Source organism: Pseudomonas sp. MDT1-17 (assembly GCF_054898105.1).
This window is the reverse complement of the sequence record NZ_JBUBVM010000001.1, coordinates 5,990,534-6,014,248: the sequence shown is the minus strand read 5'-3', so window position 1 is coordinate 6,014,248 and position 23,715 is coordinate 5,990,534. Positions and strand designations below refer to the sequence as shown.

22 protein-coding genes and 2 pseudogenes are annotated in these 23,715 nt (G+C 56.9%); 14 read left to right on the top strand and 10 right to left on the bottom strand.

The genetic code is table 11. The annotated features are described in order from the left end of the window. Nucleotides 1–18 precede the first annotated feature (18 nt). Nucleotides 19–1,014 (bottom strand): ArsR/SmtB family transcription factor, encoded by a 996-nt coding sequence (locus ACYZTX_RS27775; RefSeq protein WP_462036691.1) that lies wholly within the window; start codon nt 1,012–1,014, stop codon nt 19–21. A gap of 273 nt (nt 1,015–1,287) precedes the next feature. Here ACYZTX_RS27775 and tkt point away from each other — a divergent pair, with 273 nt between their 5' ends. The 6 genes from tkt (at nt 1,288) to fba (ending at nt 7,695) form a co-directional block, all read left to right on the top strand. Further along, nucleotides 1,288–3,285 carry a transketolase gene (gene tkt, locus ACYZTX_RS27770; RefSeq protein WP_462036690.1) on the top strand — a complete coding sequence of 666 codons (1,998 nt, stop codon included), beginning with the start codon at nt 1,288–1,290 and terminating at the stop codon, nt 3,283–3,285. Between the two features lie 188 nt (nt 3,286–3,473). Continuing rightward, nucleotides 3,474–4,532 carry an erythrose-4-phosphate dehydrogenase gene (epd, locus tag ACYZTX_RS27765; protein WP_462036689.1) on the top strand — a complete coding sequence of 353 codons (1,059 nt, stop codon included), beginning with the start codon at nt 3,474–3,476 and terminating at the stop codon, nt 4,530–4,532. A 27-nt stretch (nt 4,533–4,559) separates the two neighbouring features. Further along, nucleotides 4,560–5,723, top strand: a complete 1,164-nt coding sequence (locus ACYZTX_RS27760) for a phosphoglycerate kinase (RefSeq protein WP_449645616.1) — start codon at nt 4,560–4,562, stop codon at nt 5,721–5,723. A gap of 34 nt (nt 5,724–5,757) precedes the next feature. Continuing rightward, on the top strand, nt 5,758–5,979 hold the full coding sequence (locus ACYZTX_RS27755; protein ID WP_462036688.1) for a hypothetical protein: 222 nt from the start codon (nt 5,758–5,760) through the stop codon (nt 5,977–5,979). A 56-nt stretch (nt 5,980–6,035) separates the two neighbouring features. Then, nucleotides 6,036–6,368, top strand: a complete 333-nt coding sequence (locus tag ACYZTX_RS27750; protein ID WP_462036687.1) for an MliC family protein — start codon at nt 6,036–6,038, stop codon at nt 6,366–6,368. A 262-nt stretch (nt 6,369–6,630) separates the two neighbouring features. Then, the gene (fba, locus tag ACYZTX_RS27745) at nt 6,631–7,695 is read left to right on the top strand and encodes a class II fructose-bisphosphate aldolase (protein ID WP_046045276.1); all 1,065 of its coding nucleotides are present in this window, start codon (nt 6,631–6,633) and stop codon (nt 7,693–7,695) included. Between the two features lie 79 nt (nt 7,696–7,774). Here the strand turns inward: fba and ACYZTX_RS27740 are convergent, their stop codons facing one another. Both ACYZTX_RS27740 and ACYZTX_RS27735 read right to left on the bottom strand, forming a co-directional pair. Then, nucleotides 7,775–8,974: a type II toxin-antitoxin system HipA family toxin gene (locus ACYZTX_RS27740; RefSeq protein WP_462036686.1), complete on the bottom strand. Its 1,200-nt coding sequence runs from the start codon at nt 8,972–8,974 to the stop codon at nt 7,775–7,777. Further along, nucleotides 8,971–9,222, bottom strand: coding sequence for a helix-turn-helix domain-containing protein (locus ACYZTX_RS27735; protein ID WP_449645621.1), 252 nt, complete (start codon nt 9,220–9,222; stop codon nt 8,971–8,973). The genes ACYZTX_RS27740 and ACYZTX_RS27735 overlap by 4 nt, the downstream gene beginning before the upstream one ends. Nucleotides 9,223–9,316: 94 nt before the next feature. On the opposite strand from ACYZTX_RS27735, the pseudogene ACYZTX_RS27730 reads away from it, so the two are divergent. The 3 genes and pseudogenes from ACYZTX_RS27730 to ACYZTX_RS27720 form a co-directional block, all read left to right on the top strand. Continuing rightward, nucleotides 9,317–9,730, top strand: a pseudogene (locus ACYZTX_RS27730) (class II fructose-bisphosphate aldolase); the annotation flags it as partial. A gap of 158 nt (nt 9,731–9,888) precedes the next feature. Next, complete coding sequence (locus tag ACYZTX_RS27725) at nt 9,889–10,140, top strand: helix-turn-helix transcriptional regulator (protein ID WP_462036685.1); 252 nt, start codon at nt 9,889–9,891, stop codon at nt 10,138–10,140. Further along, nucleotides 10,133–11,404 (top strand): type II toxin-antitoxin system HipA family toxin, encoded by a 1,272-nt coding sequence (locus ACYZTX_RS27720; RefSeq protein ID WP_462036684.1) that lies wholly within the window; start codon nt 10,133–10,135, stop codon nt 11,402–11,404. The genes ACYZTX_RS27725 and ACYZTX_RS27720 overlap by 8 nt, the downstream gene beginning before the upstream one ends. Before the next feature lie 140 nt (nt 11,405–11,544). On the opposite strand, the gene ACYZTX_RS27715 is transcribed toward ACYZTX_RS27720, so the two are convergent. Continuing rightward, nucleotides 11,545–11,853, bottom strand: a complete 309-nt coding sequence (locus ACYZTX_RS27715; protein WP_462036683.1) for a hypothetical protein — start codon at nt 11,851–11,853, stop codon at nt 11,545–11,547. Between the two features lie 246 nt (nt 11,854–12,099). After that, a pseudogene (locus ACYZTX_RS27710) lies at nt 12,100–12,788 on the bottom strand (transposase). Between the two features lie 303 nt (nt 12,789–13,091). Between ACYZTX_RS27710 and ACYZTX_RS27705 the strand changes: the two are divergent. Then, a complete protein-coding gene (locus ACYZTX_RS27705; RefSeq protein WP_462036682.1) occupies nt 13,092–13,427 on the top strand; it encodes a hypothetical protein in 336 nt (111 codons plus the stop codon). A 146-nt stretch (nt 13,428–13,573) separates the two neighbouring features. Here ACYZTX_RS27705 and ACYZTX_RS27700 read toward each other — a convergent pair whose 3' ends face one another. Further along, nucleotides 13,574–13,867 (bottom strand): fructose-bisphosphate aldolase, encoded by a 294-nt coding sequence (locus ACYZTX_RS27700; RefSeq protein ID WP_462036681.1) that lies wholly within the window; start codon nt 13,865–13,867, stop codon nt 13,574–13,576. A 635-nt stretch (nt 13,868–14,502) separates the two neighbouring features. Then, entirely contained in the window at nt 14,503–15,171 is a 669-nt protein-coding gene (locus tag ACYZTX_RS27695; protein WP_462036680.1) for a polysaccharide lyase family 7 protein, read from the bottom strand. A gap of 323 nt (nt 15,172–15,494) precedes the next feature. On the opposite strand from ACYZTX_RS27695, the gene ACYZTX_RS27690 reads away from it, so the two are divergent. Genes ACYZTX_RS27690 through ACYZTX_RS27680 form a run of 3 tightly spaced genes read left to right on the top strand, consistent with a single transcriptional unit; the run spans nt 15,495 to nt 18,483 of the window. After that, a complete protein-coding gene (locus tag ACYZTX_RS27690) occupies nt 15,495–17,618 on the top strand; it encodes a putative bifunctional diguanylate cyclase/phosphodiesterase (RefSeq protein ID WP_462036679.1) in 2,124 nt (707 codons plus the stop codon). A 45-nt stretch (nt 17,619–17,663) separates the two neighbouring features. Next, complete coding sequence (locus ACYZTX_RS27685) at nt 17,664–18,155, top strand: M48 metallopeptidase family protein (RefSeq protein WP_462036678.1); 492 nt, start codon at nt 17,664–17,666, stop codon at nt 18,153–18,155. A gap of 31 nt (nt 18,156–18,186) precedes the next feature. Continuing rightward, on the top strand, nt 18,187–18,483 hold the full coding sequence (locus ACYZTX_RS27680) for a winged helix-turn-helix domain-containing protein (protein ID WP_462036677.1): 297 nt from the start codon (nt 18,187–18,189) through the stop codon (nt 18,481–18,483). A gap of 108 nt (nt 18,484–18,591) precedes the next feature. Here ACYZTX_RS27680 and ACYZTX_RS27675 read toward each other — a convergent pair whose 3' ends face one another. Then, nucleotides 18,592–19,044 carry a GNAT family N-acetyltransferase gene (locus ACYZTX_RS27675; protein WP_462036676.1) on the bottom strand — a complete coding sequence of 151 codons (453 nt, stop codon included), beginning with the start codon at nt 19,042–19,044 and terminating at the stop codon, nt 18,592–18,594. A 258-nt stretch (nt 19,045–19,302) separates the two neighbouring features. Here ACYZTX_RS27675 and ACYZTX_RS27670 point away from each other — a divergent pair, with 258 nt between their 5' ends. Continuing rightward, nucleotides 19,303–20,040 (top strand): substrate-binding periplasmic protein, encoded by a 738-nt coding sequence (locus tag ACYZTX_RS27670; protein WP_462036675.1) that lies wholly within the window; start codon nt 19,303–19,305, stop codon nt 20,038–20,040. A 15-nt stretch (nt 20,041–20,055) separates the two neighbouring features. On the opposite strand, the gene yccS is transcribed toward ACYZTX_RS27670, so the two are convergent. Further along, nucleotides 20,056–22,239, bottom strand: a complete 2,184-nt coding sequence (yccS, locus tag ACYZTX_RS27665; protein WP_462036674.1) for a YccS family putative transporter — start codon at nt 22,237–22,239, stop codon at nt 20,056–20,058. 227 nt (nt 22,240–22,466) lie between these two features. After that, nucleotides 22,467–23,645: a BaiN/RdsA family NAD(P)/FAD-dependent oxidoreductase gene (locus tag ACYZTX_RS27660; protein ID WP_462036673.1), complete on the bottom strand. Its 1,179-nt coding sequence runs from the start codon at nt 23,643–23,645 to the stop codon at nt 22,467–22,469. Nucleotides 23,646–23,715: the final 70 nt, after the last annotated feature.

Here is a 23,715-nt window from a genome sequence, read left to right as displayed (position 1 = left end):
CTCGATTTTTTCCTGAATTTACCGATGGTGAGTGTCGCCAGCCGGTCGCTGAAAATGGCGGACCTGGATCTGGAAACCATTACGTAAGCCTACATAGAGGCTTTCCCCGGGAACGAGTCCCGCAGCGGTGGCCCAACGGGCCAAATCGTCCTGTTCAAACCCCAACCAGAGATCACCGCAGGCCTCCCTGGCCCAACTCTGGTTGTGGCTACATAACTCTGTCACGAGCAGGCTACCGCCCGGTTGTAGCAAGTCGGCCATGTGCTTGAGCGCTTCGGCCGGTGCGGCGAAATGGTGCAGCACCATGTTCAGTACAACGCAGTCAGCCTTGAGGTTTACACCGTTCAATGCATCGGCTAATTGCAGGCTGACGTTAGCCAGCGGTTCACGTTCGCAAACCTGACGCGCCAGTTCGAGCATCGCCGGGCTGTTGTCCAGCGCCGTCACCTGGGTGAAACGACGCGCCAGTTCCGGCAAAAATGCACCGTCACCGGGGCCGACTTCGATGGCCGTGGCGCCTTCGCTGAAACTCAACTTGTCGAGCAATGCCACAACGCTTTCACGGTATTGCGGCAGACCGGCAATCAAGTCTTGCTGGGCGCGAAACTTCTCCGCGACCCGTGAGAAAAAGTCCTGGCTGGCCGCCGCGCGTTGCCCATGGACCTGACCGATCCGCGACTGCACCTCGGCAGGCAGGGTCAGATTGTCCACTTCTTCGAGCAGGGCCGCGTGCAACTTGCCACCCAGCAGGTCGGTATGGGGCAGGGCGCGACGGTAGAAAATCGCGTTGCCTTCACGGCGCGTCGCCACCAGATCGGCCTGTGCCAATACCTTGAGGTGATGACTCATACCGGACTGGCCGATGCCAAAGATCTGCGCCAGTTCCAGTACGCCAAACGAATCGTTGGCCAACGCGCGCAATACATTCAGGCGCAGAGGATCGCCGCCGGCCTTGCACAGGGCCGCCAGCTCATCGCAATCGTCAGGTCGAATGGAAGGCGCACGTAAATTCATAAGGCAAGCAGTCTAGTGACGGTCAGAAATCACCGCAAGAGCAATATCAAAAAGTTTTGATATTGCTCGATAGATGGCACTTCTCATGGAAAGGGTCACTCTACAAATCGTCAGCGGAAAGGTTTCACCAGGCGAATGCGACTTTATCCACCGGAAAAACGCCTTCAGGTGACTATCTGTCATTGCCCCGAGGCGTGTCGGTGAGGGAAAATGCTCGCCTTTTTTCCGTTTCGTTTTATTCACTCTTGATTCAGAACCCGCAGGAGAACAGCGATGCCCAGCCGTCGTGAGCGTGCCAACGCCATTCGTGCCCTCAGCATGGATGCCGTGCAAAAAGCCAACAGCGGCCATCCCGGTGCCCCTATGGGTATGGCGGATATCGCCGAAGTACTTTGGCGTGACTACCTGAAGCACAACCCGAGCAATCCATCGTTCGCCGACCGTGACCGCTTCGTGCTGTCCAACGGTCACGGCTCGATGTTGATCTACTCGCTGCTGCACCTGACCGGCTACGATCTGTCGATCGATGACCTGAAGAACTTCCGCCAGCTGCACAGCCGCACCCCGGGTCACCCGGAATTTGGCTACACCCCAGGCGTTGAAACCACCACCGGTCCCCTGGGCCAAGGCCTGGCCAACGCCGTGGGTTTTGCCCTGGCAGAAAAAGTCCTGGCGGCGCAGTTCAACCGTCCGGGCCACAACGTCGTCGACCACCACACCTACGTGTTCCTGGGTGATGGCTGCATGATGGAAGGTATTTCCCACGAAGTCGGCTCTCTGGCCGGTACCTTGGGCCTGGGCAAACTGATCGCCTTCTACGATGACAACGGCATCTCCATCGACGGCGAAGTCGAAGGCTGGTTCACCGACGACACGCCTAAGCGTTTCGAAGCCTACAACTGGCAGGTCATCCGCAACGTTGACGGTCACGACCCTGAAGAGATCAAGATCGCGATCGAAACTGCGCGTAAAAGCGAGCAGCCGACGCTGATCTGCTGCAAGACCACCATCGGTTTCGGTTCGCCGAACAAGCAAGGTAAAGAAGACTGCCACGGCGCCCCGCTGGGTGACGCGGAAATTGCCTTGACCCGAAAGGCACTGAACTGGAACTTCGGTCCGTTCGAAATCCCGGCCGACATCTACGCCGAATGGGATGCCAAGGAAACCGGTCGCGCGGCCGAAGCCGAGTGGGATCAGCGTTTCGCTGCCTACTCTGCAGCGTTCCCTGAGTTGGCCAACGAGCTGATTCGTCGTCTGAGCGGCGACCTGCCGGAAGACTTCGCTGAAAAAGCCTCGGCTTATATTGCTGAAGTCGCTGCCAAGGGCGAAACCATTGCCAGCCGTAAAGCCAGCCAGAACGCACTGAATGCGTACGGCCCGCTGTTGCCTGAACTGCTGGGCGGCTCCGCTGACCTGGCCGGTTCCAACCTGACCCTGTGGAAAGGTTGCAAAGGTGTTTCGGCTGAAGACGCCAGCGGCAACTACATGTACTACGGCGTTCGCGAGTTCGGCATGAGCGCGATCATGAACGGCGTGACGCTGCACGGCGGTCTGGTGCCTTACGGCGCGACCTTCCTGATGTTCATGGAATACGCCCGCAACGCCGTGCGCATGGCCTCGCTGATGAAGAAGCGTGTGGTGTTTGTCTACACCCACGACTCCATCGGTCTGGGCGAAGACGGCCCGACTCACCAGCCGATCGAGCAACTGACCAGCTTGCGCAGCACGCCGAATCTCGACACCTGGCGCCCAGCCGATGCCGTTGAATCGGCGGTGTGCTGGAAACTGGCGCTGGAACGCAAGGACGGCCCTTCGGCGCTGATCTTCTCGCGTCAGAATCTGCAGCATCAGGAGCGTAATGCCGACCAGATCGCCGACATCGCCCGTGGCGGTTACGTGTTGAAGGATTGCGCAGGCGAGCCTGAGTTGATCCTGATCTCCACCGGTTCCGAAGTGGGTCTGGCGGTTCAGGCCTACGACAAGCTCACCGAACAAGGTCGCAAGGTGCGTGTTGTTTCGATGCCTTGCACCAGCGTGTTCGATGCTCAGGACGCCGGCTACAAGCAAGCGGTTCTGCCATTGCAGGTCAGCGCCCGTATCGCCGTCGAAGCCGCCCACGCGGACTACTGGTACAAGTACGTGGGCCTGGAAGGCCGCGTCATCGGCATGACCACCTACGGCGAGTCGGCGCCTGCGCCAGCCTTGTTCGAAGAGTTCGGCTTCACCCTGGAAAACATCCTGGGTCAGGCTGAAGAGCTGCTGGAAGACTAAAGCACAACGCGGCGGCCCCGTCTGCCGCGGTCCCTTGTAGGAGCTGTCGAGTGAAACGAGGCTGCGATCTTTTGATCTTGTTTTTTAAGATCAGGATTAAAAGATCGCAGCCTCGTTTCACTCGACAGCTCCTACAGAGGATTGTGTAGTTAAAGAGAATTCGTCTGCCCGCGTCTATCGAGAACCCCATGCCTCAACCGCGTCCTTACAAAGTTGCACTCAACGGCTACGGCCGGATTGGTCGTTGCGTCTTGCGTGCGTTGTTCGAGCGAGGGGCGGCGGCCGGGTTTGAAATTGTTGCGATCAACGATCTGGCTGACATGGCCAGCATCGAATACCTGACACGCTTCGACTCCACTCACGGGCGCTTTCCCGGTGAAGTGAAGGTCGACGGCGATTGTCTGCATATTAATGGCGACTGCGTGAAGGTCCTGCGCAGTGCCACCCCCGAAGGCATCGATTGGGCGTCGTTGGGCGTCGATCTGGTGCTGGAGTGCTCCGGCGCTTACCACACGCGGGTAGACGGCCAGCGCTTTTTGGATGCCGGCGCACCGCGCGTGCTGTTTTCCCAGCCGATGGCCAGCGAGGCGGATGTCGACGCCACCATCGTCTACGGCGTGAACCAGGATTGCCTCACGGGTGATGAGTTGCTGGTGTCCAACGCGTCCTGCACCACCAACTGCGGCGTGCCGCTGTTGCGCCTGCTGGATCAGGCCATTGGTCTGGAATACGTGTCGATCACCACCATCCACTCGGCGATGAACGATCAGCCGGTAATCGACGCCTATCATCACGAAGACTTGCGCCGCACCCGTTCGGCGTTTCAGTCGGTGATTCCGGTGTCCACTGGTCTGGCGCGTGGTATCGAACGGCTGTTACCGGAACTTGCCGGGAGAATTCAGGCCAAAGCCGTGCGGGTGCCGACGGTTAACGTGTCTTGCCTCGACATTACGATGCAGACCGTGAGCGATACCGACGCCACCGAGGTCAACCGGATTTTGCGCGAGGCCGCCACTTCTGGCCCGCTCAAAGGCCTTCTGGCCTACACCGAGTTGCCTCACGCCAGTTGTGATTTCAATCATGACCCACATTCGGCCATCGTCGATGCCAGTCAGACCCGAGTTTCCGGCCCACGGCTGGTGAACATCCTGGCCTGGTTCGACAACGAATGGGGTTTTGCCAACCGAATGCTGGACGTTGCAGAACACTATCTGCAAACGGCGACATCGAAAATTCCGGCTCTCTAATCTATAGCTATTCAGGAAATGCGACCCATGACCGTGTTGAAGATGACCGACCTCGATCTGCAAGGTAAGCGCGTACTGATCCGCGAAGACCTCAACGTCCCAGTCAAGGACGGTGTTGTCACCAGCGATGCGCGAATCCTGGCCTCGCTGCCGACCATCAAGCTGGCCCTGGAAAAAGGCGCGGCCGTGATGGTCTGCTCGCACCTTGGCCGTCCGACCGAAGGCGAGTTCTCGGCCGAGAACAGCCTCAAGCCAGTCGCTGACTACCTGAGCAAGGCCCTGGGCCGCGAAGTGCCGCTGGTGGCCGATTATCTGGACGGCGTTGACGTGAAGGCCGGCGACATCGTGCTGTTCGAAAACGTGCGCTTCAACAAGGGCGAGAAAAAGAACGCTGACGAACTGGCCAAGCAATACGCCGCCCTGTGCGACGTGTTCGTGATGGACGCCTTCGGCACCGCTCACCGCGCCGAGGGTTCGACCCATGGCGTGGCCAAGTTCGCCAAAGTCGCTGCTGCGGGTCCGTTGCTGGCCGCCGAACTGGACGCACTGGGCAAAGCCCTCGGCGCTCCGGCTCAACCCATGGCTGCCATCGTTGCCGGCTCCAAGGTTTCGACCAAACTCGACGTACTCAACAGCCTGAGCCAGATCTGCAACCAGCTGATCGTCGGCGGCGGCATTGCCAACACTTTCCTGGCCGCTGCCGGTCACCCGGTCGGCAAGTCCCTGTACGAGCCGGACTTGCTGGACACCGCTCGCGCCATCGCCGCCAAGGTCAGCGTGCCGCTGCCGGTCGACGTCGTGGTTGCCAAGGAATTCGCTGAAAGCGCGACCGCTACCGTCAAGCTGATCGCTGATGTGGCCGCCGACGACATGATTCTGGACATCGGCCCACAGACCGCGGCGAATTTCGCCGAGTTGCTGAAGTCGTCCAAAACCATCCTGTGGAACGGCCCGGTGGGCGTGTTCGAATTCGACCAGTTCGGTAACGGCACCAAAGTCCTGGCCCAGGCCATCGCGCAAAGCTCGGCGTTCTCCATCGCTGGCGGCGGCGACACCCTGGCGGCGATCGATAAATATGGCGTTGCCGATCAGATCTCCTACATTTCTACCGGCGGTGGCGCGTTCCTCGAATTCGTCGAAGGCAAGGTTCTGCCGGCCGTTGAAGTCCTGGAAAGCCGGGCCAAGGCCTGAGGCCGCCCATTTGACCAGGCAAAGGAGTGTTCAGATGGTCAAAACGTTAGCGCTGTTGATTGTCGCGGGTACGTTAGTGGCTTGCGGGAGTAACCCGAAAGCCCCGAAGGTGCCCGAGACGCCTGAACAGGACAAAGGCTGCTACCAGGCCGACTGGCAGGCTGAAACCAACCCGGTGATCAACAAGCGTTCCGGGCCTGATGGCCTGGACAAATACGAGACACAGACCCCGGCCAAGGAACATGGTTGCCCTTGACGGGTCTGACACTTTACTCAGGGCTGGCGGCGTGCGTCGTCAGTCGAGGAACATGGATGAAAGGTTTTATCGCCGTTACGGCGCTGGCTCTGCTGGCAGGTTGCGCCAATTTGAACCTGTTCAAGCCCGCCGAATCGACGGACAGCTGGACCACCTGGACCTGCGACAGTGAGGCCAAAGTGCTCTGGCGCTACACCGACGAAAGCCGCAAGGAAGTCGACGTTCGCCTGGGCGGTGCCGATCAGGTCTACCGCTTGAAGCATGAGCCGGGCGCCGAAGGTTCTCTGTACAGCAATGACATGCTGGCGTTTCACATAAAAGGTGAGGAAGGCCTGGTGTACTGGGTCGCCACCAATGATTTGATCGGCCGCGGTTGTGAAGCGCAGTAAGACACGAAATTGATACACCACAGATCCAAATGTGGGAGCGGGCTTGCTCGCGAATGCGGTTTGACATTCAACATTGATGCAAGCTGATCCACCGCTTTCGCGAGCAAGCCCGCTCCCACAAGGGTTCTGTGCAGTACTCAAGATTTAGGCAACACCGAATTGGCAGGCAGGGCTGACCCCCGATCTGCAATAACTTGAATAGCCGCCGCCGCTACGGCAGGCTGGCACGATTAACGACCCTCAACCGGGAGATACACACACAATGGCACTTATCAGCATGCGCCAGATGCTGGACCACGCAGCCGAGTTCGGCTACGGCGTTCCAGCCTTCAACGTCAACAACCTTGAGCAGATGCGCGCCATCATGGAAGCCGCTGACAAGACTGACTCCCCGGTGATCGTCCAGGCTTCGGCCGGTGCTCGCAAATACGCCGGCGCACCGTTCCTGCGTCACCTGATCCTGGCGGCGATCGAAGAATTCCCGCACATCCCGGTGTGCATGCACCAGGACCACGGCACCAGCCCTGACGTCTGCCAGCGCTCCATTCAACTGGGCTTCAGCTCGGTGATGATGGACGGTTCCCTGGGCGAAGACGGCAAGACCCCGACCGACTACGACTACAACATCCGCGTGACCCAACAAACCGTCGCCCTGGCTCACGCCTGCGGCGTATCGGTAGAAGGCGAGCTGGGCTGCCTGGGTTCGCTGGAAACCGGTATGGCCGGTGAAGAAGATGGTATCGGCGCCGAAGGCGTGCTTGATCACAGCCAAATGCTGACCGACCCGGAAGAAGCCGCTGACTTCGTCAAACGCACCCAGGTCGACGCCCTGGCCATCGCCATCGGCACCAGCCACGGCGCCTACAAGTTCACCAAGCCGCCTACCGGCGACGTGCTGGCCATCGACCGCATCAAAGAGATCCACAAACGCATCCCGAACACTCACTTGGTGATGCACGGTTCGTCTTCGGTTCCGCAAGACTGGCTGGCGATCATCAACCAGTACGGCGGCGACATCAAAGAAACCTACGGCGTACCGGTTGAAGAAATCGTCGAAGGCATCAAGCACGGCGTGCGCAAGGTCAACATCGACACCGACCTGCGCCTGGCCTCCACCGGTGCGATGCGTCGCCTGATGGCGACCAACCCAAGCGAATTCGACCCGCGTAAGTTCTTTGGCGCGACTGTTACTGCGATGCGTGATGTGTGTATTGCTCGCTACGAGGCTTTCGGCACTGCCGGTAATGCTTCGAAGATCAAGCCGATCTCGTTGGAAGCGATGTATCAGCGGTATTTGAAGGGTGAGTTGAACGCTAAGGTTAACTAAGCCTTAGAATTTGACCAGTGTTGTGAAAAACCCGCCGAGAGGCGGGTTTTTTCTGGGCAGGGGTTTTTGCGCGCAATAACTACCCAAAAGTCAGAGAAAATGGCGCTGCCGCTTGCTCAATGGCACTGACCACATGAGGCGCCTGTTCCCGATACTCAGGATAGCGATCAAGTACTGCTTCAACCGAGGCAAGCAATTGCTGAATGCGCTCCTGGGGTCGCTCGATCTCACAGGTGTGCGCAAACTCCAGCAGCCCTTGCCGGGAGGCAAACATTGACTTGTTGCCCGCCAGATCCAAAGCCAAAACATCTTCCGGAATATAGGCCGTGGTGTTGACGATGTCGTAGGCCGGCGCCAGGTGTGCATCTCGTTGCGTAGGCTCGGAATAGAGCAATCCGAAGTTTTTCAAATGAGCGTCGCCATTCCCGACAATACAGCTCAGGGCAACGCTATCGAAGAGTTGATCAAGGGAGGTGCGTAAATGTTTAGTCGGGCAGAACACACGAATAGCCTTGGCGATTGCCGCATAACTTTTGCTGTACTTCTGGTGAGCCGATAGCCCCATCAACACCGCCATGTCTTCAAAACCAATCGGGTTGAGCTGGTCGTCGCGGTCAAAACGGCGCATGACAAACAGCTTGGCATTATCGGAAAGGTAAAACGGCGGAACAGGAATACCGGCCTCCTTCGCAATGGACATGCAAAGGAACTCGTTGATTGCGAGACCGGGAAATTCGTCTCGGCCACTTTTGATAATCAGGTCCGAGGTTTTCGATGTCAGCCGTGGCAATCCGGTTTCCTGGCGTTCCGGTACCAACACCTTGGGTTGAACGCCGGAAATGCCGGCACGCAGGATGTAGCGATCAAGAATGTCGGCGAAGATATCTCCCGTGCCGTCCCACGTCAGAATCTCTTCGAGTTTCTCCCCCGGAAATTGATGCTCCTCCAGCAAGGCATCAACCGTTTCAGACCGCACTTGCACCCTGCCTATGGGCGAAGTGCTGCCGGAAAGAGCCAGCAAAAGCATCGGATCGACATTCACAGTCTTGGCCAAGCGATTGCGCAGTTGCTCCAGTACATAGCCTTCCGGCAGGTTCATCTGAAAAACAGGGTGCAGTTCGCTCCGACGAAACTCGTCATGCCTTACTGGCATCGACAAGCTGATAGCCATTTCTGGCGATGCATTTTCGTGATAACGGAAAGTGAAGTCTTCGGCATCGCTGAAAAGGCTGCCGCTACGCCCCTCAGGCGTGCTGACTTTGAGAGCTGTCATCTTCATTCGAATAAATCCCCAAGCTCTTCAAGGGTCGGCATAGCGGCTGGAACGACAGCAAGCTCACAATCCAGAGCGCCAAGGACACGCGCATAGGCGATCATGCCTACAGACAGAGTACCTTTCTCTACTGCGATGACTTTGTATCGTGTCAGTCCCGCGAGGTCGGCAAGCTGTGCTTGCGTCAGACCGCGATTTATACGTTTTTCGCGTAATTGGTTGCCAAGACGGCTGATCAACAGAAAATAATCCATGTTCCGGTACCGTAACATTCATAGCTGAATGTAGCGTATGCGCAACATTTTATCTACGTCGTATTTAAGTCCACGGTCAGCGGCGACACGGGGTCGTAGACCGTCAAGAATCCACAAACGCATCCATCTGGTGATGCACGGTTCGTCTTCGGTTCCGCAAGACTGGCTGGCGATCATCAACCCGTACGGCGGCGACATCAAAGAAACCTACGGCGTACCGGTTGAAGAAATCGTCGAAGGCATCAAGCACGGCGTGCGCAAGGTCAACATCGACACCGACCTGCGCCTGGCCTCCACCGGTGCGATGCGTCGCCTGATGGCGACTAACCCAAGCGAATTCGACCCGCGTAAGTTCTTCGGCGCGACTGTGACGGCGATGCGTGATGTGTGTATCGCTCGCTACGAAGCTTTCGGCACTGCCTGTAATGCTTCGAAGATCAAACCGATCTCGTTGGAAGCGATGTATCAGCGTTATTTGAAGGGTGAGTTGAACGCTAAGGTGAACTAAGCCTGAGTGTTTTATCGCGTTGATGAGAAACCCGCCGAGAGGCGGGTTTTTTTCGCAGGGATTTTAACTGGGCACCGTCTGACGTAAGGCGCTTGAAATGTCACCTATAGTGGACATAATTAAACTATTAGCTAATAAAGTCCGATATAGGTCACATCATGCTCCTGCACAACCCCTCTGTGTTCGGTGAAAGAGTTCGCCAGTTGCGACGCGCCAAAGGCTATAGCCAGGCAATGCTGGCGCACAGAGCAAAATGCAGCCGCAAAACCATCATTGACCTTGAGGCCGGTGAAAATGTCGCGATATACACCGCGTTCAGGGTGTTATCAGCGCTGGGCATGGCGCTTGAAATTGTTGATAACCGAATTGACCTCAAGTCCCTTGCTGATCTGGTAGAGCACGATGAGTAAGGTCAAATTGCTCAATGTCATAACACCGCAGGGCTTGTCTGGTGAGCTGTCCAAGGGGTCGCAGTTCTCGTTTGCCTACGAATCCGCCAATGCACCCAGGGAAGTCTCACTGGTCATGCCCTATGACCCGACGCCCTCGGTGAGCAATGTGCTGCATCCGATCTTCGATATGAATGTGCCTGAAGGGTTTCTGGCCGATCAGATCAAACGCCGGATGGCCAAGCATATGCAGGTGGATGAAATGCGCCTGTTATCGGTCATCGGAGGGAATCAAATCGGGCGCCTCACCTACCAGGACCCGATAGAGGCACTCGTGTCCGTTCGTGCTGAGGTCGGCCTGCGAGAAATCCTGTCTGCGGATGCCTCGCAAGGTGTTTTCGAGTTCCTCGTCGATACCTACTTCGAGTCGGGCATTTCAGGGGTACAACCCAAGGTGCTGGTGCCCGATCTGGACAAGCTCACCGGTCATCGAAAAACCATGCTCAGCTCCGATCTGATTGTTAAGTCAGGCGCCGATGAGTACGCACATCTGGCTCAAAACGAATTTCTCTGCCTGGAAGCGGCTCGTCTTGCCGGGCTGGAAACACCGCCGTTCTGGCTGTCTGAAAACGGTGATCTGTTTGTAATGGAGCGATTCGATCTGACCGCATCCGGCCGGTTAGGGTTTGAAGACATGGCCGTCCTTTTGGGGCTCAACAAGGATCCCCATGACAACTACAAGTATTCCCAAAGTTACGAAACGCTAGCGGCGGTGATTGGTCAGGTATGCCGGCATGGCGATCCGGTACGCGAGCTTGAACGCTTTTTCTCTTCGGTTTGTCTTTCGGTCATGGTTCGCAACGGAGACGCACATCTGAAGAATTTCGGAGTGATTTACACCCATCCTGACGCGCTCGAAACGGTGCAATTGGCACCGGTCTTCGATGTTACGACCACGACCGTCTACGAAAACTACAACCCGAAATCCGGTCGGTCATTGGTTGATCGTACGCTGGCCATCAAGATGAACAAGGTGAAAAGCTACCCGGATCGTCAGCAATTGATTGAGTTCGGTCGAAAACACTGCGCGGTGGAAAGGCCGGCCTTGATCGTTGAGCGTATTGCCGAAGCGATGACTCAAGCGTTAGCGGCTAATCGGAATCGAGTGGATGGTGAACTGTTTGCGGATATGCAGCGTGAGTGGGATGCCGGACGGGTTGCGGCGCTGAATGACACTGTTGCATCGGGGCTAAGGCGCAAACCTGTGGGCAAGACGGGCAGTTGATTTTCGTGATGGCTGGCGATCGTCAACCAGTATGGGGACGACATCAAAGAAACCTACGGCGTACCGGTTGAGGAAGTAAAACCCGCAGTGATGCGGGTTTTTTTAACTGGCAGTAGAAACTTACTTTGGATTTAGGCGTGTTAACGGTGAATTACTATGGTGTAAGCATTAGACCAGTCTTGGTTGTTGGTCAATCTTGCATTTTCGTCCAGTTCGTGAATAACAATTTGATACTCACCTGGCGCTAGTGGGTAGGTGTCGAAGGTAACAGTGCCATTGCCGTTAAGTTCTCCTCTACCAAGCTGTTTGTCTCCTTGATTGGCAATGTATGCGCCAACCCAACCAGCGTGCCGCCCCAAATGTCCATCCGAATTTCCAGTGATAGTTACGATCGTTCCTTGCGTGGTTTTTTGTTTGATGACAACGTTGTCGATTCTGTTGTTAGCCATTTCGTTTGCTCTCCATATTGCTATAGAAAAAGTGGCGGATTTATTTGTCCAGTTAGCTCTCGTTTTTTGATGCTGCGTAATCAAGGTTAGAGCGGGTTTAGTGTTGGGTAACCTGTAATAAATGACAGTTTTTTATACCGTATCGTAATAATTGATAAGAAAATAATGAAAAGCAAGCATGAAAAGGGGACCATGAAACAGGTGTAAACCTATTTCAGGACTAGACACCCTGTGTTCCTATTCGAGTTATTTCGCAGGCCTGCCTCGCGCTCGATGTGATATTCGCAATCCGGTGATTTGCTCAATCTCATCTATAAATCGAGGATTGCCCGTCAATTGGCCACGCTGAAGGGCGCCTCTGATCACCTACAACTCTGAGGAAGGAACCGCCTGTTCCATAAAGGAGGTATAGCGAGCAAGGCGCTCGGTGTGGGTTTTACCGAGTTTGTTGAAGCAAGGATCTTCATCCAGCCAATGGTTTTCTGCCGTTTCGTTGAGGCGCAGGGGAAAGCTCGACCAGGGATAATCTTGTGCATGCTGAACCATTTCCGCTCGCACCGGGTTTAGCTCTATGTATCGACTACACGCCATCAAATAGGTGTCGGTTTGACGACGCTGGATTTGTATCGATACTCCCACAAGGTGCCGGAACGTCCTTCCAGCTTATTGCGATACCGCGTCATGCGGCCCGCCAGACCTTTCATCAATTGCCCTAGACCCGCAGCGGAGTCTCTCGGTGCGAGCAACAGATGGACATGATTGGTCATCAAGCAGAAGGCATACACTTTCACGTCAAATAGAGTTTTGAGCTCTCGCAGATCTTCGAGGTAGCGCTGATAGTCGCTTGGCTCGGCGAACACAACCTGCCTGTTGTGGCCGCGTTGTACGACATGATGCGGATAACTGGGTAACACAACACGTCCCATTCTGGGCATATAGCCTCCTACGTCCTTGTAGTGAGGGGGGAAGCGTAGCAGCAAATAGACGTGCTCCTGCCGAAAAAGTCATTTTCAGTATTTCTTCTTTTATAGTTATATCGGGTATCGCAAAAGGGTATTAAAAACTGTCGTTTATTACAGGTGATTTAATGCTGGTTGATGCCTATTGTTTGATGCGTAATCCGAGAAAAGTGGAGTGAGGCGGATTAAATAGATCTGTCCCATTTACTGCACATTTACTGCAGTCTTTTACTTGTTTCTCGTCTAACAAAAGTCTTTTCAATTATGGAGATAAATAAAATGCCAAATGGAATCTACTCGGGTCGCGGCGATACAGACCATAACCCGGCCGCTCTGACGATTACAAACGCTAATGCCGGCAATGGTCGTATTGAAGGCGGGAGCTATAAATATGCAGGTAGAGAATATAGCGTCTGGGGTACTTTTTATTACTCGGATACCTCGAACCCTGCCAGCCCTGCTAGATTTATTTTGAGTGCACATCCAAGCGATGGTTCGGGTCTTGACTTACAGATGTCATTGTCTTCAGCTGATAGGAACTATAATAAATTGACGGGCTCAGCTACGGTCGTTCGTACAGGGTTTTCATATGATATTTCACTTTCAAAACAATAGAAATTCATCTTAAGGAAAGTTAAGGGGTGCGCTAATCTGTTTGTTTTAGATATTATGCCCTTCTCAATAACCCGCAGTGATGCGGGTTATTTTTGACGCATGGATTTATCAGCCGGTGCACTGAATATCAAAACCAAGCCCAATACTTAGCTATTGCCTGACTCGTCAAACCCACGCTGCTCAATCACCCGAAACACATCGCTCACGTCCTGGATCATGATTCGGGCAATGTTGGTGACGGTGTTGATGTCGTTCTCAGCGTAGTCGGGCAGGCTGGTGCACGCCATGAGATGCAGGTATTTGAGAACGGCGTTGAGGCGTTCGCTGACGCAGTTGTGGAGTTCGCGTAGCGGGGCGTCGCTGTCGATGAGCAGGACGGGGTAGTCGGTGGCGAATTGGGACATGGGGGTGAAGCGGCGAGGCGGGTGTTGATTAATCATGGAAAGTCCTTAACTCAAGAAAAGAATTTGCCACCGTTTGCTGCGAAACAAATGGGGTGACAGCTGTGCGCGGGTTCGCAGACCGAGGAGTTAAGACCCGGCAGACCCGAGGGTCTCCCACGCACAGCCGCCATAAAAAACGAGTACGGGCAAATGCCGTGTCGTATTTTGACGGTTGTGGTTCTAACTCGGTAGGGCTGCGAAACCCTATCGCCAACTGTTGCTGGCGACGGGGCGAACTATAAGCGGCGACTTTGGTGGCTGCAACCGGGGTGTAGGACCGAGCACGGTCATTGTGGCGAGGGAGCTTGCTCCCGTTCGGCGGCGCAGCCGTCGTAAATCGGGTGATGTGGTGTGTCAGCAGGAATGCGGTGGCAGGGTTTGAGGATGCTTCGCATCCCAACGGGGGCAAGCGCCCTCGCCACAGGGGGAGTGGTCCTACGCGTTTTTCGGATGCTGGGGTTTGTAGCAGCTGTCGAGCCTGCGAGGCTGCGTCCGATCGCGCAGCAGCCGTAAATCAGACAACGCATTTATTCAGGTAGACCGGGTTCATCGGGCTGGCGAGGACTTCGTCCTCGGAACGCAGCCTCGCGCGGCTCGGCAGCTGCTACAGGGGTTGTGTTCTTTGGAGGGCGCTACTTATCGTGATCAATATCCAGCCTGCTGAACGTCAATTTCCCGCCTTCACTGGTGTACCCGGTGTTGTCCTGCACATAAGCCCCAGCCTTGAAGTACAGCGGCTTGTCTCGCCAGGACGCGCTGATGTCGGTGTTCCACTGGTAGCCCGCCGCACTGATGCCCAGCGCGCCGCCGGGGCTCAGGTGGATGAGGTAGTTGAATTCCTTATCCAGTTTCACACCGGTAGCAATGGTGATCACCCGTCCGTCACCGTCATCCGGGCGCATACGAACCTTGGCGACGATGGTGCCTGACTGCGTGCTGGTCGAGTACTGATACTCGAGCTTCACCATGGGTTTCTGGCTTTGATAGGCGTGGATCTGGCCAATGACGATCTTACCCGAGCTCGGTACCTGTTTCACTGCCAGGGTGGCACGCAGGGAATTGTCGGCGTCCGGGTACAGCCAGTTTTTCAGGGTGCCGTTGCTGTAGGTTTCGCGAAGTTCGGTGCGGGGATACTTTGTGTTTTCAGTTTTAGTGCCGGTGACCGGGGACCAGAAAAACAAGGTGCCGGTGTAGGAGTGGAAGTATTGGTCCTTGAAGCCATTCACCAGTTTTGGCGTATCAACGGTGTACGGCGGATTGCCGACAGGAACACTGAGGTTCCAGGTTGCGAGATCAATCATAGACAAAAGCTTCCACGGTTTTTTTACTGCACGCACGTTCCAGAAGCTCTGGCACGCGCCTTGGGGGTCATCCTTATAAGCGCAGAAGTTCAATTTGTTAACGCGTAAATGACAAGCGGGTGACGTCAAAATCCTGTTAAAAGGCCATCTTTCCCGGTTTCAGGGGCCTGTAGCGCCGACCGTTAGTCGGCAAATGAACGCTTTGGTTAATGATGGCGCACTGACACCTTCTGCTTTCGCGGATCCCGGTCTAGAGTGAAGGCTTAGTATTTGTCCGGTTTTTCACGAGAAACCGGCCTGACGTCCCGCATAAGAGAAGCAGCATGGAATGCGCGCAGCCCCCGCCAGTTGAAGACAACTCAATCCTTTTAATCGTCGATGATTACCCTGAAAACCTGATCAGCATGCGCGCGTTGTTACAGCGCCAGGATTGGCAGGTCATGACCGCCGCCTCGGGCTTCGAGGCACTCAATCTGTTACTCGAACACGATGTCGACCTGGTGCTGCTGGATGTGCAGATGCCGGGCATGGACGGTTTTGAAGTGGCGCGCCTGATGCGCGGCAGCCAGCGAACCCGTCTTACGCCAATCATTTTCCTTACCGCCAACGAACAGTCCCAGGACGCCGTGATCAAGGGCTATGCCAGCGGCGCGGTGGATTACCTGTTCAAACCGTTCGACCCGCAAATTCTCAAGCCCAAAGTCCAGGCGCTGCTCGAGCATCAGCGCAATCGCCGCGCGTTGCAGCGCCTGAGCCACGATCTGGAGGTCGCACGCGCGTTTAATGCCTCGGTGCTGGACAACGCCGCCGAAGGCATCCTGGTGGTCGGTGAGGACGGTCTGATCCGCTTTGCCAATCCGGCAATGTCGCGGCTGCTCAGTGCCACGCTGCAAGACCTGCAAGGCAAAGAGTTCCTGGATTTCCTGCAACAGCCGCACATCCCGATCTGGGCCGAGTCCGAGCTGTTCGCCGGTTATCAACGAGGAGAAACCTTGCGCCTGCATGACGCTCTGCTGCGGACCGCGCCCGGTCAGCAGGTGCCGGTGGCCCTTTCTTGCGCACCGTTGCCCAGCGAACAACATGCCATGGTGGTGACGGTGTTGGACATGTCGGTGGTGCGCCATCTGCATCAACAACTGGAGTTTCAGGCGGTGACTGACCCATTGACCGGGCTGCTCAATCGTCGCGGCTTTTATCAGACGGCGGAAAACCTGCTGCTGCGTGGCGAACGCTCCGACAGCGCCTGGGTGCTGCTGTATCTGGACCTCGACGGCTTCAAGCGGGTCAATGATTCCCTCGGTCACGATGCCGGCGACCGGGTGCTGCGTTGGGTGTCCGAGCAGCTGAAGGCCTGTCTGCGGCCTTTCGACATTCTGGCGCGCATGGGCGGTGATGAATTCACTGCTCTGCTGGATCTGGAATTCCCCGAGCAAGCGGCAAAGATTGCCGAGAAGCTGATTGAGCGGGTGTCGATCGGTCAGCAGATTGATGGTCTGGATATCGCGTTGGGCGCCAGCATCGGCATTGCGACGTACCCGGATTGCGGTGCCAATCTCGACGGTTTGCTGCGCGCATCCGACATCGCCATGTACGAAGCCAAGCGCGCCGGCCGTCAGCAATATCGTTTCTACGATCACGAGATGAACGGCCGCGCACGCTCGCGGCTGATGCTCGAAGAAAGTGTGCGCGCGGCGATCGAGAGCCGTGATTTCAATTTGGTGTATCAACCTCAGGTGGCCATTGTCAGTGGGCAGATTCGCGGGTTCGAAGCGCTGCTGCGCTGGCAACACCCGAGCGTCGGCGATGTACCGCCGGGGCTGTTTTTGCCGTTGCTGGAAGAGGCGCGGTTGATCAGTCGCCTGGGCAGCTGGATCTATCAACAAGTGGCGAGCCAGCGACAAGCCTGGGAAACCTTGTTTGCTGAGGATCTGGTGCTGAGCGTCAGTTTGAGCGGTACGCAGTTCGGCATGCCCAATCTGGTCACCGAGTTGCGCCAGGTACTGGAGCGCCATGGTTTGCAGGCGCGCCATCTGGAAGTCGAGGTCACTGAAGAGGCCTTGATGCAAAACCCCGAGGAAACTCGCAAACAGCTGCGCCTGCTGCGAAACCTGGGTGTGCGAGTGGCCTTGGATGACTTCGGTTCCGGGCCGTGTTCGTTGACTCATCTGCGTGATCTGGAGTTGGACACGCTCAAGCTCGACCGGCATTTGATTGCCCGGCTGCCGGAGTCCTCACGCGATGCGGCGCTGGTGCGCAATGTGATCAACCTGTGCAAGCAGTACGGGATGCTGGTGATCGCCGAAGGGGTGGAAACCGTTGCGCAATATCAGTGGCTGCAAGCCAATGGTTGCGAGTACGTGCAAGGGTTTCTGGTCGCGCGGCCGATGATGGCCGAGGACGCCGGCGAGTTTGTGCAACCGTTCGACTGGAACACGCTGACCGGCTGAATTCGCTACACTGGCGACCTTTTCGTGACTTGTGTTGCCGCCCCAATGACCGCGTTGAAATACCTCCAGGCCTATCCCGCAGCGTTGCAGGACCAGGTGCGCCAGTTGATCGCCGAAGGTCGGCTGGGCGACTACCTGAGCCAGCGGTACCCGGAAAAGCATCGGGTACAGAGCGACAAGGCGTTGTACACCTATACGCTGGAACTCAAGCAGGAATACCTGCGTAACGCCCCGGCCATCGACAAAGTGTTGTTCGATAACCGCCTGGACCTGACCCACCGCGCCCTCGGCCTGCACACCGCGATTTCCCGGGTGCAGGGTGGCAAGCTCAAGGCCAAGAAAGAAATTCGTGTCGCCTCGTTGTTCAAGGAGGCGCCTGCCGAGTTTCTGAAAATGATCGTGGTGCATGAGCTGGCGCATTTCAAAGAGTCGGATCACAACAAGGCGTTCTACAAACTGTGCGAACACATGTTGCCGGGGTATCACCAGGTGGAGTTCGATGTGCGGGTGTACCTGACGTGGCGGGATATGCAATAGAGATCAAAATATCGCAGCCGGGAGTGTTTAGATGGATGTAAGCAAGACCAAGAGCAGCTTCTATCGCCGGTTGTACGTGGCGTACCTGATTGATAGCAGGCTGGCCAGCAGCGTCCCGGCGCTGACCGAGGTGACCGGCATGCCCCGGCGCACAGCCCAGGACACCATCGCAGCGTTGGCGGATCTGGATATTGTTTGCGAGTTCGAGCAGGAAGAAGGCGCACGCAATCATGCCGGGCACTATCGGATTCGCGAGTGGGGGGCGATTGATCGGGGGTGGATCGAGCGTAATTTGCGGCAGATTAAAGCGGTGTTGGAGTATCCCTAGGCTATTGTGGCAACTGGTCTGACGCCTTCGCGAGCAGGCTCGCTCCCACACTGATTGGTGGCGCGATGAAGATCCACTGTGGGAGCGAGCCTGCTCGCGATGAGGTCTTTATGGGCGACGCATCCCGATATGCGGAATGTCATCCTCGAGAAATTCCTCACCCGCCACCACAAATCCGTATTTAGCGTAGTACCCCTGCAAATGCGCCTGGGCCGAGAGATAAATCGGCATTTCAGGCCAGTGCTTCTCAGCCTGCTTCAACGCCTGCGCCATCAGCTCATGCCCCAGCCCGGTGCCGCGCGCTTGAGGGGCAATGATCACCCGGCCGATCACCACGTCACCGCCCTGTAATTCCGGGTCGAGCAACCGCAGGTACGCCACCAGCCGATCCCCGTCCCAGGCCATCAAATGGCAGGTGTCACCTTCCAGATCCTGGCCGTCGATGTCTTGATAAGCGCATTTCTGCTCAACGACAAATACTTCTGCGCGCAACTGCAGAATGGCGTACAGCTGCTCTTTGCCTAGATCGCTGTGGTGTTTGCAGACCCAATCGATTGTCATCTTCACATTCCTTGAACAACGTCGTTCCGATACTAAGCGCCCAGACGAGAGATGTCTTTATTGCAGAGAAATCTGTGACAAAGGCCAAAATGCCATCATTCATTTTGCGCGGCGTTGTCTTCTTTGTGTAATCTGAGATGAAGCGCTGTGCAGCGGCTTCGATGAGCTAATGTTAGTTCCTGGGTTTGGCAGTATAGGGAGCCTTGGAGTTTTGGCTGAAAACATGTCGGGCGTCCCGCCCGCTAAGGATTTTCTGGCATGCCGCGATTGCATCGAGCCTTTTCTTTGATTGGGTTGCTGTTGCTGACTCAAGGCGCGGCAGCGGAAAAGCTGCGATTGGTGGCCGATGCCTGGCCACCTTTTACCGACGCCACGCTGGTCAACGGTGGGCTGGCCACGGACATCGTCAGCACCGCGCTGGCCCGGGCCGGTTATGCCACTGATTTCGAACAAGTGCCTTGGGCGCGGGCGTTGCTGGGTGTGGGCGAAGGTCGATACGACGTGCTGGTCAACGCCTGGTACACCGACGATCGCACCAAACTTGGCCAGTTTTCCGGCGAATACCTGCTCAACCGTGTGCGCTTTCTCAAGCGCAAAGACACGCCGATCGAATACAACAACCTGCAACAACTGCATACCTACCCGATAGCGATGGTGCGCGGTTATGCCTATTCACCGGAGTTTGATGGCGACGTGTCGCTGCAGAAAGTCCCGGTGCACAGCTTTTCCATGGCTGTGCGCATGGTCGCCGCGGACCGGGTCAAATTGACGCTGGAGGACGAATACGTCGCGCGTTACTACCTGGCCCGGGAATCCTCCAAGGTGCGTAATGCCGTGGAATTTTTGCCCAAGCCACTGAGCGAGAACAGCCTGCACATCCTGGTCAGCCTGAAGAACCCCAGGCATGAACAGATCGTCGCCGGTTTCGACCGCGAGATCGCGGCGATGAAAGTGGATGGGAGTTATCAGCGGTTGTTGCAGAAGCACGGAATGTGAGTGCCGGGCCCACGCTCAATCCTCACTCGTTTCCTTGATGAGGTGCGTTGCCAACGTCCGCAATGGCCCAAGCTGGCGGCAGATCAACGCCAACTGCGTCTGCACCAATCGCTGCCCTTCATCGATTTCGTCCGGCATCTGCTCAAGCGTATTGGCCAGTGCCTCTTCCTCATCGCTTTGAATCGCAATCGGCAGTTTGTTCGCCAGGCCTTGGGCAATTTCATCGAGGCTGGCGGCCAGTTTCACGCCGGCACCGTCGATCAACTGCTCGTGCACGTCCGGGGGTAGCTGGGTTTCCCGGTGTGCGCCCAGTCCGGATAGATAACTGAGCAAGGTGTGCGACAGCACCAGGAAGCGAAAACCGACATCCGCTTCCTTACGGAAATGCCCCGGCTCCATCAGCATGTTGGCGAGCGTCGTCGACAGCGCCGCATCAGCGTTGTGCGCGTTGCGACGGGCCAGACGATAAGCCAGGTCGTCGCTTTTGCCGGCGGCGTATTGCTGCATGATCTGACGCAGGTAAACGCTGTTGCAGGTCAGCGTGTTGGCCAGCACTTTATTCAGGCGTCGGCCCTGCCAGTCCGGCAGGAACAGGAAAACCGCCAGCCCGGCGATCAGGCTTCCGAGCAAGGTATCGAACAGCCGCGGCAGGAGCAGCCCGTAGCCATCCCCGACCTGGTTGAAGCAGAACAGCACCATCAAGGTGATCGCGGCTGTGGCCAAGGTGTAGCGGGTGGTGCGGTTGATAAAGAACACCACCCCGGCGGCGATCGCGAAGCACGACTGAACCAACGGATTCGGAAATAGATCGAACAGCGCCCAGGCCACCGTCAGGCCAATGGCGGTGCCGATGATCCGCTGGCCGAGTTTGCGGCGGGTGGCGCCGTAGTTTGGCTGGCAGACAAACAGCGTGGTGAGGATGATCCAGTAACCCTGGGACGGGTGGATCAAATGCACCATCGCGTAGCCGATGCTCAAGGCCAGGGGCAAACGCAGGGCGTGACGGAACAGTAACGAGGTCGGCGTCAGCTGGGTGCGCAAGCGGATCCAGACATCCTTGAGGCTGCGTGGCGAACGGTCGAGCAGGCTGCTGTCGGTGGCGTCGGCCAAGGCATCGGGGTTGCTGGCGTCGCTGAGCAAACGGTCGAGCGTGCCGAGGTTGGCCGCCAGTGCCCGCAACGAGCGCAACAACCCACGCCAGGCTGGGTTGCTCTGAATGCGCAGGTGTTCGAGGGAGGCGTGCAGATCGTTCAGGGCTTCGGCGAAGCTGGCGTCATAGATGAACGGCTGGCGCATCTGGATCGACTCGGCCAGCGCCCGGCAGGCCTTGCCTTGCTGGCGCAGCAGGCGCTGACAACGGAACATCACGTCGCTGTGAAAGAAGGCATCGGCGAGGGCGTTGTAAGGGTAGTGCGAGGAGCTGGCGCGCTCGTGGATGTCCTGGGCGAGGAAGTACAACTTCAGGTATCGGCTGAGTTTCGAGCCCGGTCGACCGTTGCCCACCCGATGCAGGATGATCTCCTTGGCGGCGTTCAGTGCTGCCACGACACGACCGTTTTGCTGCGCCAGTTCCAGTCGACGCGCTTCCACGTCCATCTGGCGGATCGGCTCGAACAGCGACGATTTCAGCTTCAGGTAAAAACCCAGTTCACGGAACAACCGCGCCAGGCTTTGCTGCACTGGCTGATTGGAAAACAGCGCCTGCCACAGCACCGAGAGCAAACCGTACCAGGCCGCACCGGCCACCAGTAGCACCGGCTCGTGCCAGAAATCGGTGACGGCGCCGCCGCGCTGGTCCACGCCGATCATGGTGTAGACCGACAGAATCAACGTCGCCGAAGCAATCGCGCCATAGCGTTCGCCGAGGGCGCCGAGCATGGTCAGGCCGAAACTGGCCAGCGCCAGCGCGATGATAAAAATGATGGGGTAGGGGAAGAGCAGTTCGACGGAGAAGGCGGCGACGCTGAAACACACCAGCGTCACGGCCAGTGCGTTGAGGCGGCCCTGCCAACTGTCGTCGGTCTCGGCCAGGGCACTGGCGATGATCCCGAGGAACAGCGGGATCAGCAGCCCCATTTCATCCTTATACCAACACAGCGCCATGCTGCCGGTCAGGGCGATGAACACCCGCACGCTGTAGCTGAATTTATCCAGCGCCCAGAGGCGACGCAGAGACTGATTAAACGGGGTCGATGACATGAAGTGCGAAGGCCTTCCGAGGCAATGACGCTAAATTGAGCCAGTAATGACGTCGACGCAATGGCGCCGATCACATCTGACAGCAAAATCTGTTCCTTCCCTGGGGAATCACGACCCCTGTAGGAGCTGACGAGTGAAACGAGGCTGCGATCTTTTGATCTTAAAAAAGCCAAGTCAAAAGATCGCAGCCTCGTTTCACTCGACAGCTCCTACACAGAGCGGTGTGGTCAGACGAATTGCGCGGCGGCGTAACCCGAGGCCCAGGCCCACTGGAAGTTGAAGCCGCCCAGATGCCCGGTGACGTCGAGCACTTCACCAATGAAATACAGGCCGGGGCTTTTCAGCGATTCCATGGTCTTGGACGAGACTTCTCGCGTATCGACGCCGCCCAGGGTCACTTCGGCGGTGCGGTAGCCTTCGGTGCCGGCCGGCACGACTTTCCAGCTCGCCAGTTTTTCGGCGATGTCGGCAATTTCCGCGTGGGTGTACTGCTTCATCGGTTTGGACACGAACCAGTTGTCCGCCAGCAGGTTGGCCATCTTCTTGGTGAAGATTTCACCGAGCAGGGTTTTCAGCTCGCTGTTCGGACGCTCGGCCTGCTGCTGTTGCAACCAGGTCGGCACGTCGTGATCCGGCAGCAAGTTGATCTCCACCGTATCGCCGGATTCCCAGAACGACGAGATCTGCAAAATCGCCGGACCACTGAGGCCGCGGTGAGTGAACAGGATGTTCTCGCGGAAACTCTGGTCGTTGCAGCTCACCAGGCAATCCACCGATGTACCCGACAGCTCGGTGCACAGCTCCTTGAGCTGATCGGTGATGGTGAACGGCACCAAACCTGCGCGGGTCGGCAGCAAGTCGTGGCCGAACTGCCTGGCCACCTGATAACCGAAACCGGTCGCACCCAGCGTCGGGATCGACAGGCCGCCCGTGGCGATGACCAGCGATTCGCAGGTCAGCTGCCCGAGCGTGGTGTCCAGCAGGTAACCGCTTTCGAGTTTCTCGATGGTCTGAATCGAAGTGTCCAGGTGCAGGCTGACGCCGACCTGATCGCACTCGTTGAGCAGCATCTCGAGGATGTCGCTGGATTTGTTATCGCAGAACAACTGGCCGAGTTTTTTCTCGTGGTAGGGCACGCCGTGTTTGGCGACCATCCCGATGAAATCCCACTGGGTGTAGCGAGCCAGGGCAGATTTGCAGAAGTGTTCGTTATGCGAGAGAAAATTGTTCGGTTCGTTGTACATGTTGGTGAAATTGCAGCGGCCACCGCCCGACATCAGGATTTTCTTGCCAGCCTTGTTCGCATGGTCGAGCAGCATCACCTTGCGCCCGCGCCCGGCGGCGGTCAGCGCACACATCAAACCTGCGGCGCCAGCGCCAATGATCACGACTTCGGTAGAGCGCAAAACGGTGTCCTCATACAAAATTCAAATTCAGCGAAAAACCAATGTGGGAGCGGGCTTGCTCGCGAAGGGG

What these genes read in the sequence shown, in the direction of transcription:
- ACYZTX_RS27755 (WP_462036688.1), top strand. Translation starts at nt 5,758, where the DNA reads ATGGTCAAAACGTTAGCGCTGTTGATTGTCGCGGGTACGTTAGTGGCT.
- ACYZTX_RS27695 (WP_462036680.1), bottom strand. Translation starts at nt 15,171, where the DNA reads ATGATTGATCTCGCAACCTGGAACCTCAGTGTTCCTGTCGGCAATCCG.
- epd (WP_462036689.1), top strand. Translation starts at nt 3,474, where the DNA reads ATGCCTCAACCGCGTCCTTACAAAGTTGCACTCAACGGCTACGGCCGG.
- ACYZTX_RS27775 (WP_462036691.1), bottom strand. Translation starts at nt 1,014, where the DNA reads ATGAATTTACGTGCGCCTTCCATTCGACCTGACGATTGCGATGAGCTG.
- ACYZTX_RS27675 (WP_462036676.1), bottom strand. Translation starts at nt 19,044, where the DNA reads ATGACAATCGATTGGGTCTGCAAACACCACAGCGATCTAGGCAAAGAG.
- ACYZTX_RS27700 (WP_462036681.1), bottom strand. Translation starts at nt 13,867, where the DNA reads ATGATTAATCAACACCCGCCTCGCCGCTTCACCCCCATGTCCCAATTC.
- ACYZTX_RS27680 (WP_462036677.1), top strand. Translation starts at nt 18,187, where the DNA reads ATGGATGTAAGCAAGACCAAGAGCAGCTTCTATCGCCGGTTGTACGTG.
- tkt (WP_462036690.1), top strand. Translation starts at nt 1,288, where the DNA reads ATGCCCAGCCGTCGTGAGCGTGCCAACGCCATTCGTGCCCTCAGCATG.
- ACYZTX_RS27760 (WP_449645616.1), top strand. Translation starts at nt 4,560, where the DNA reads ATGACCGTGTTGAAGATGACCGACCTCGATCTGCAAGGTAAGCGCGTA.
- yccS (WP_462036674.1), bottom strand. Translation starts at nt 22,239, where the DNA reads ATGTCATCGACCCCGTTTAATCAGTCTCTGCGTCGCCTCTGGGCGCTG.
- ACYZTX_RS27750 (WP_462036687.1), top strand. Translation starts at nt 6,036, where the DNA reads ATGAAAGGTTTTATCGCCGTTACGGCGCTGGCTCTGCTGGCAGGTTGC.
- ACYZTX_RS27725 (WP_462036685.1), top strand. Translation starts at nt 9,889, where the DNA reads ATGCTCCTGCACAACCCCTCTGTGTTCGGTGAAAGAGTTCGCCAGTTG.
- ACYZTX_RS27670 (WP_462036675.1), top strand. Translation starts at nt 19,303, where the DNA reads ATGCCGCGATTGCATCGAGCCTTTTCTTTGATTGGGTTGCTGTTGCTG.
- ACYZTX_RS27740 (WP_462036686.1), bottom strand. Translation starts at nt 8,974, where the DNA reads ATGAAGATGACAGCTCTCAAAGTCAGCACGCCTGAGGGGCGTAGCGGC.
- ACYZTX_RS27735 (WP_449645621.1), bottom strand. Translation starts at nt 9,222, where the DNA reads ATGGATTATTTTCTGTTGATCAGCCGTCTTGGCAACCAATTACGCGAA.
- ACYZTX_RS27685 (WP_462036678.1), top strand. Translation starts at nt 17,664, where the DNA reads ATGACCGCGTTGAAATACCTCCAGGCCTATCCCGCAGCGTTGCAGGAC.
- ACYZTX_RS27690 (WP_462036679.1), top strand. Translation starts at nt 15,495, where the DNA reads ATGGAATGCGCGCAGCCCCCGCCAGTTGAAGACAACTCAATCCTTTTA.
- ACYZTX_RS27720 (WP_462036684.1), top strand. Translation starts at nt 10,133, where the DNA reads ATGAGTAAGGTCAAATTGCTCAATGTCATAACACCGCAGGGCTTGTCT.
- fba (WP_046045276.1), top strand. Translation starts at nt 6,631, where the DNA reads ATGGCACTTATCAGCATGCGCCAGATGCTGGACCACGCAGCCGAGTTC.
- ACYZTX_RS27715 (WP_462036683.1), bottom strand. Translation starts at nt 11,853, where the DNA reads ATGGCTAACAACAGAATCGACAACGTTGTCATCAAACAAAAAACCACG.
- ACYZTX_RS27705 (WP_462036682.1), top strand. Translation starts at nt 13,092, where the DNA reads ATGCCAAATGGAATCTACTCGGGTCGCGGCGATACAGACCATAACCCG.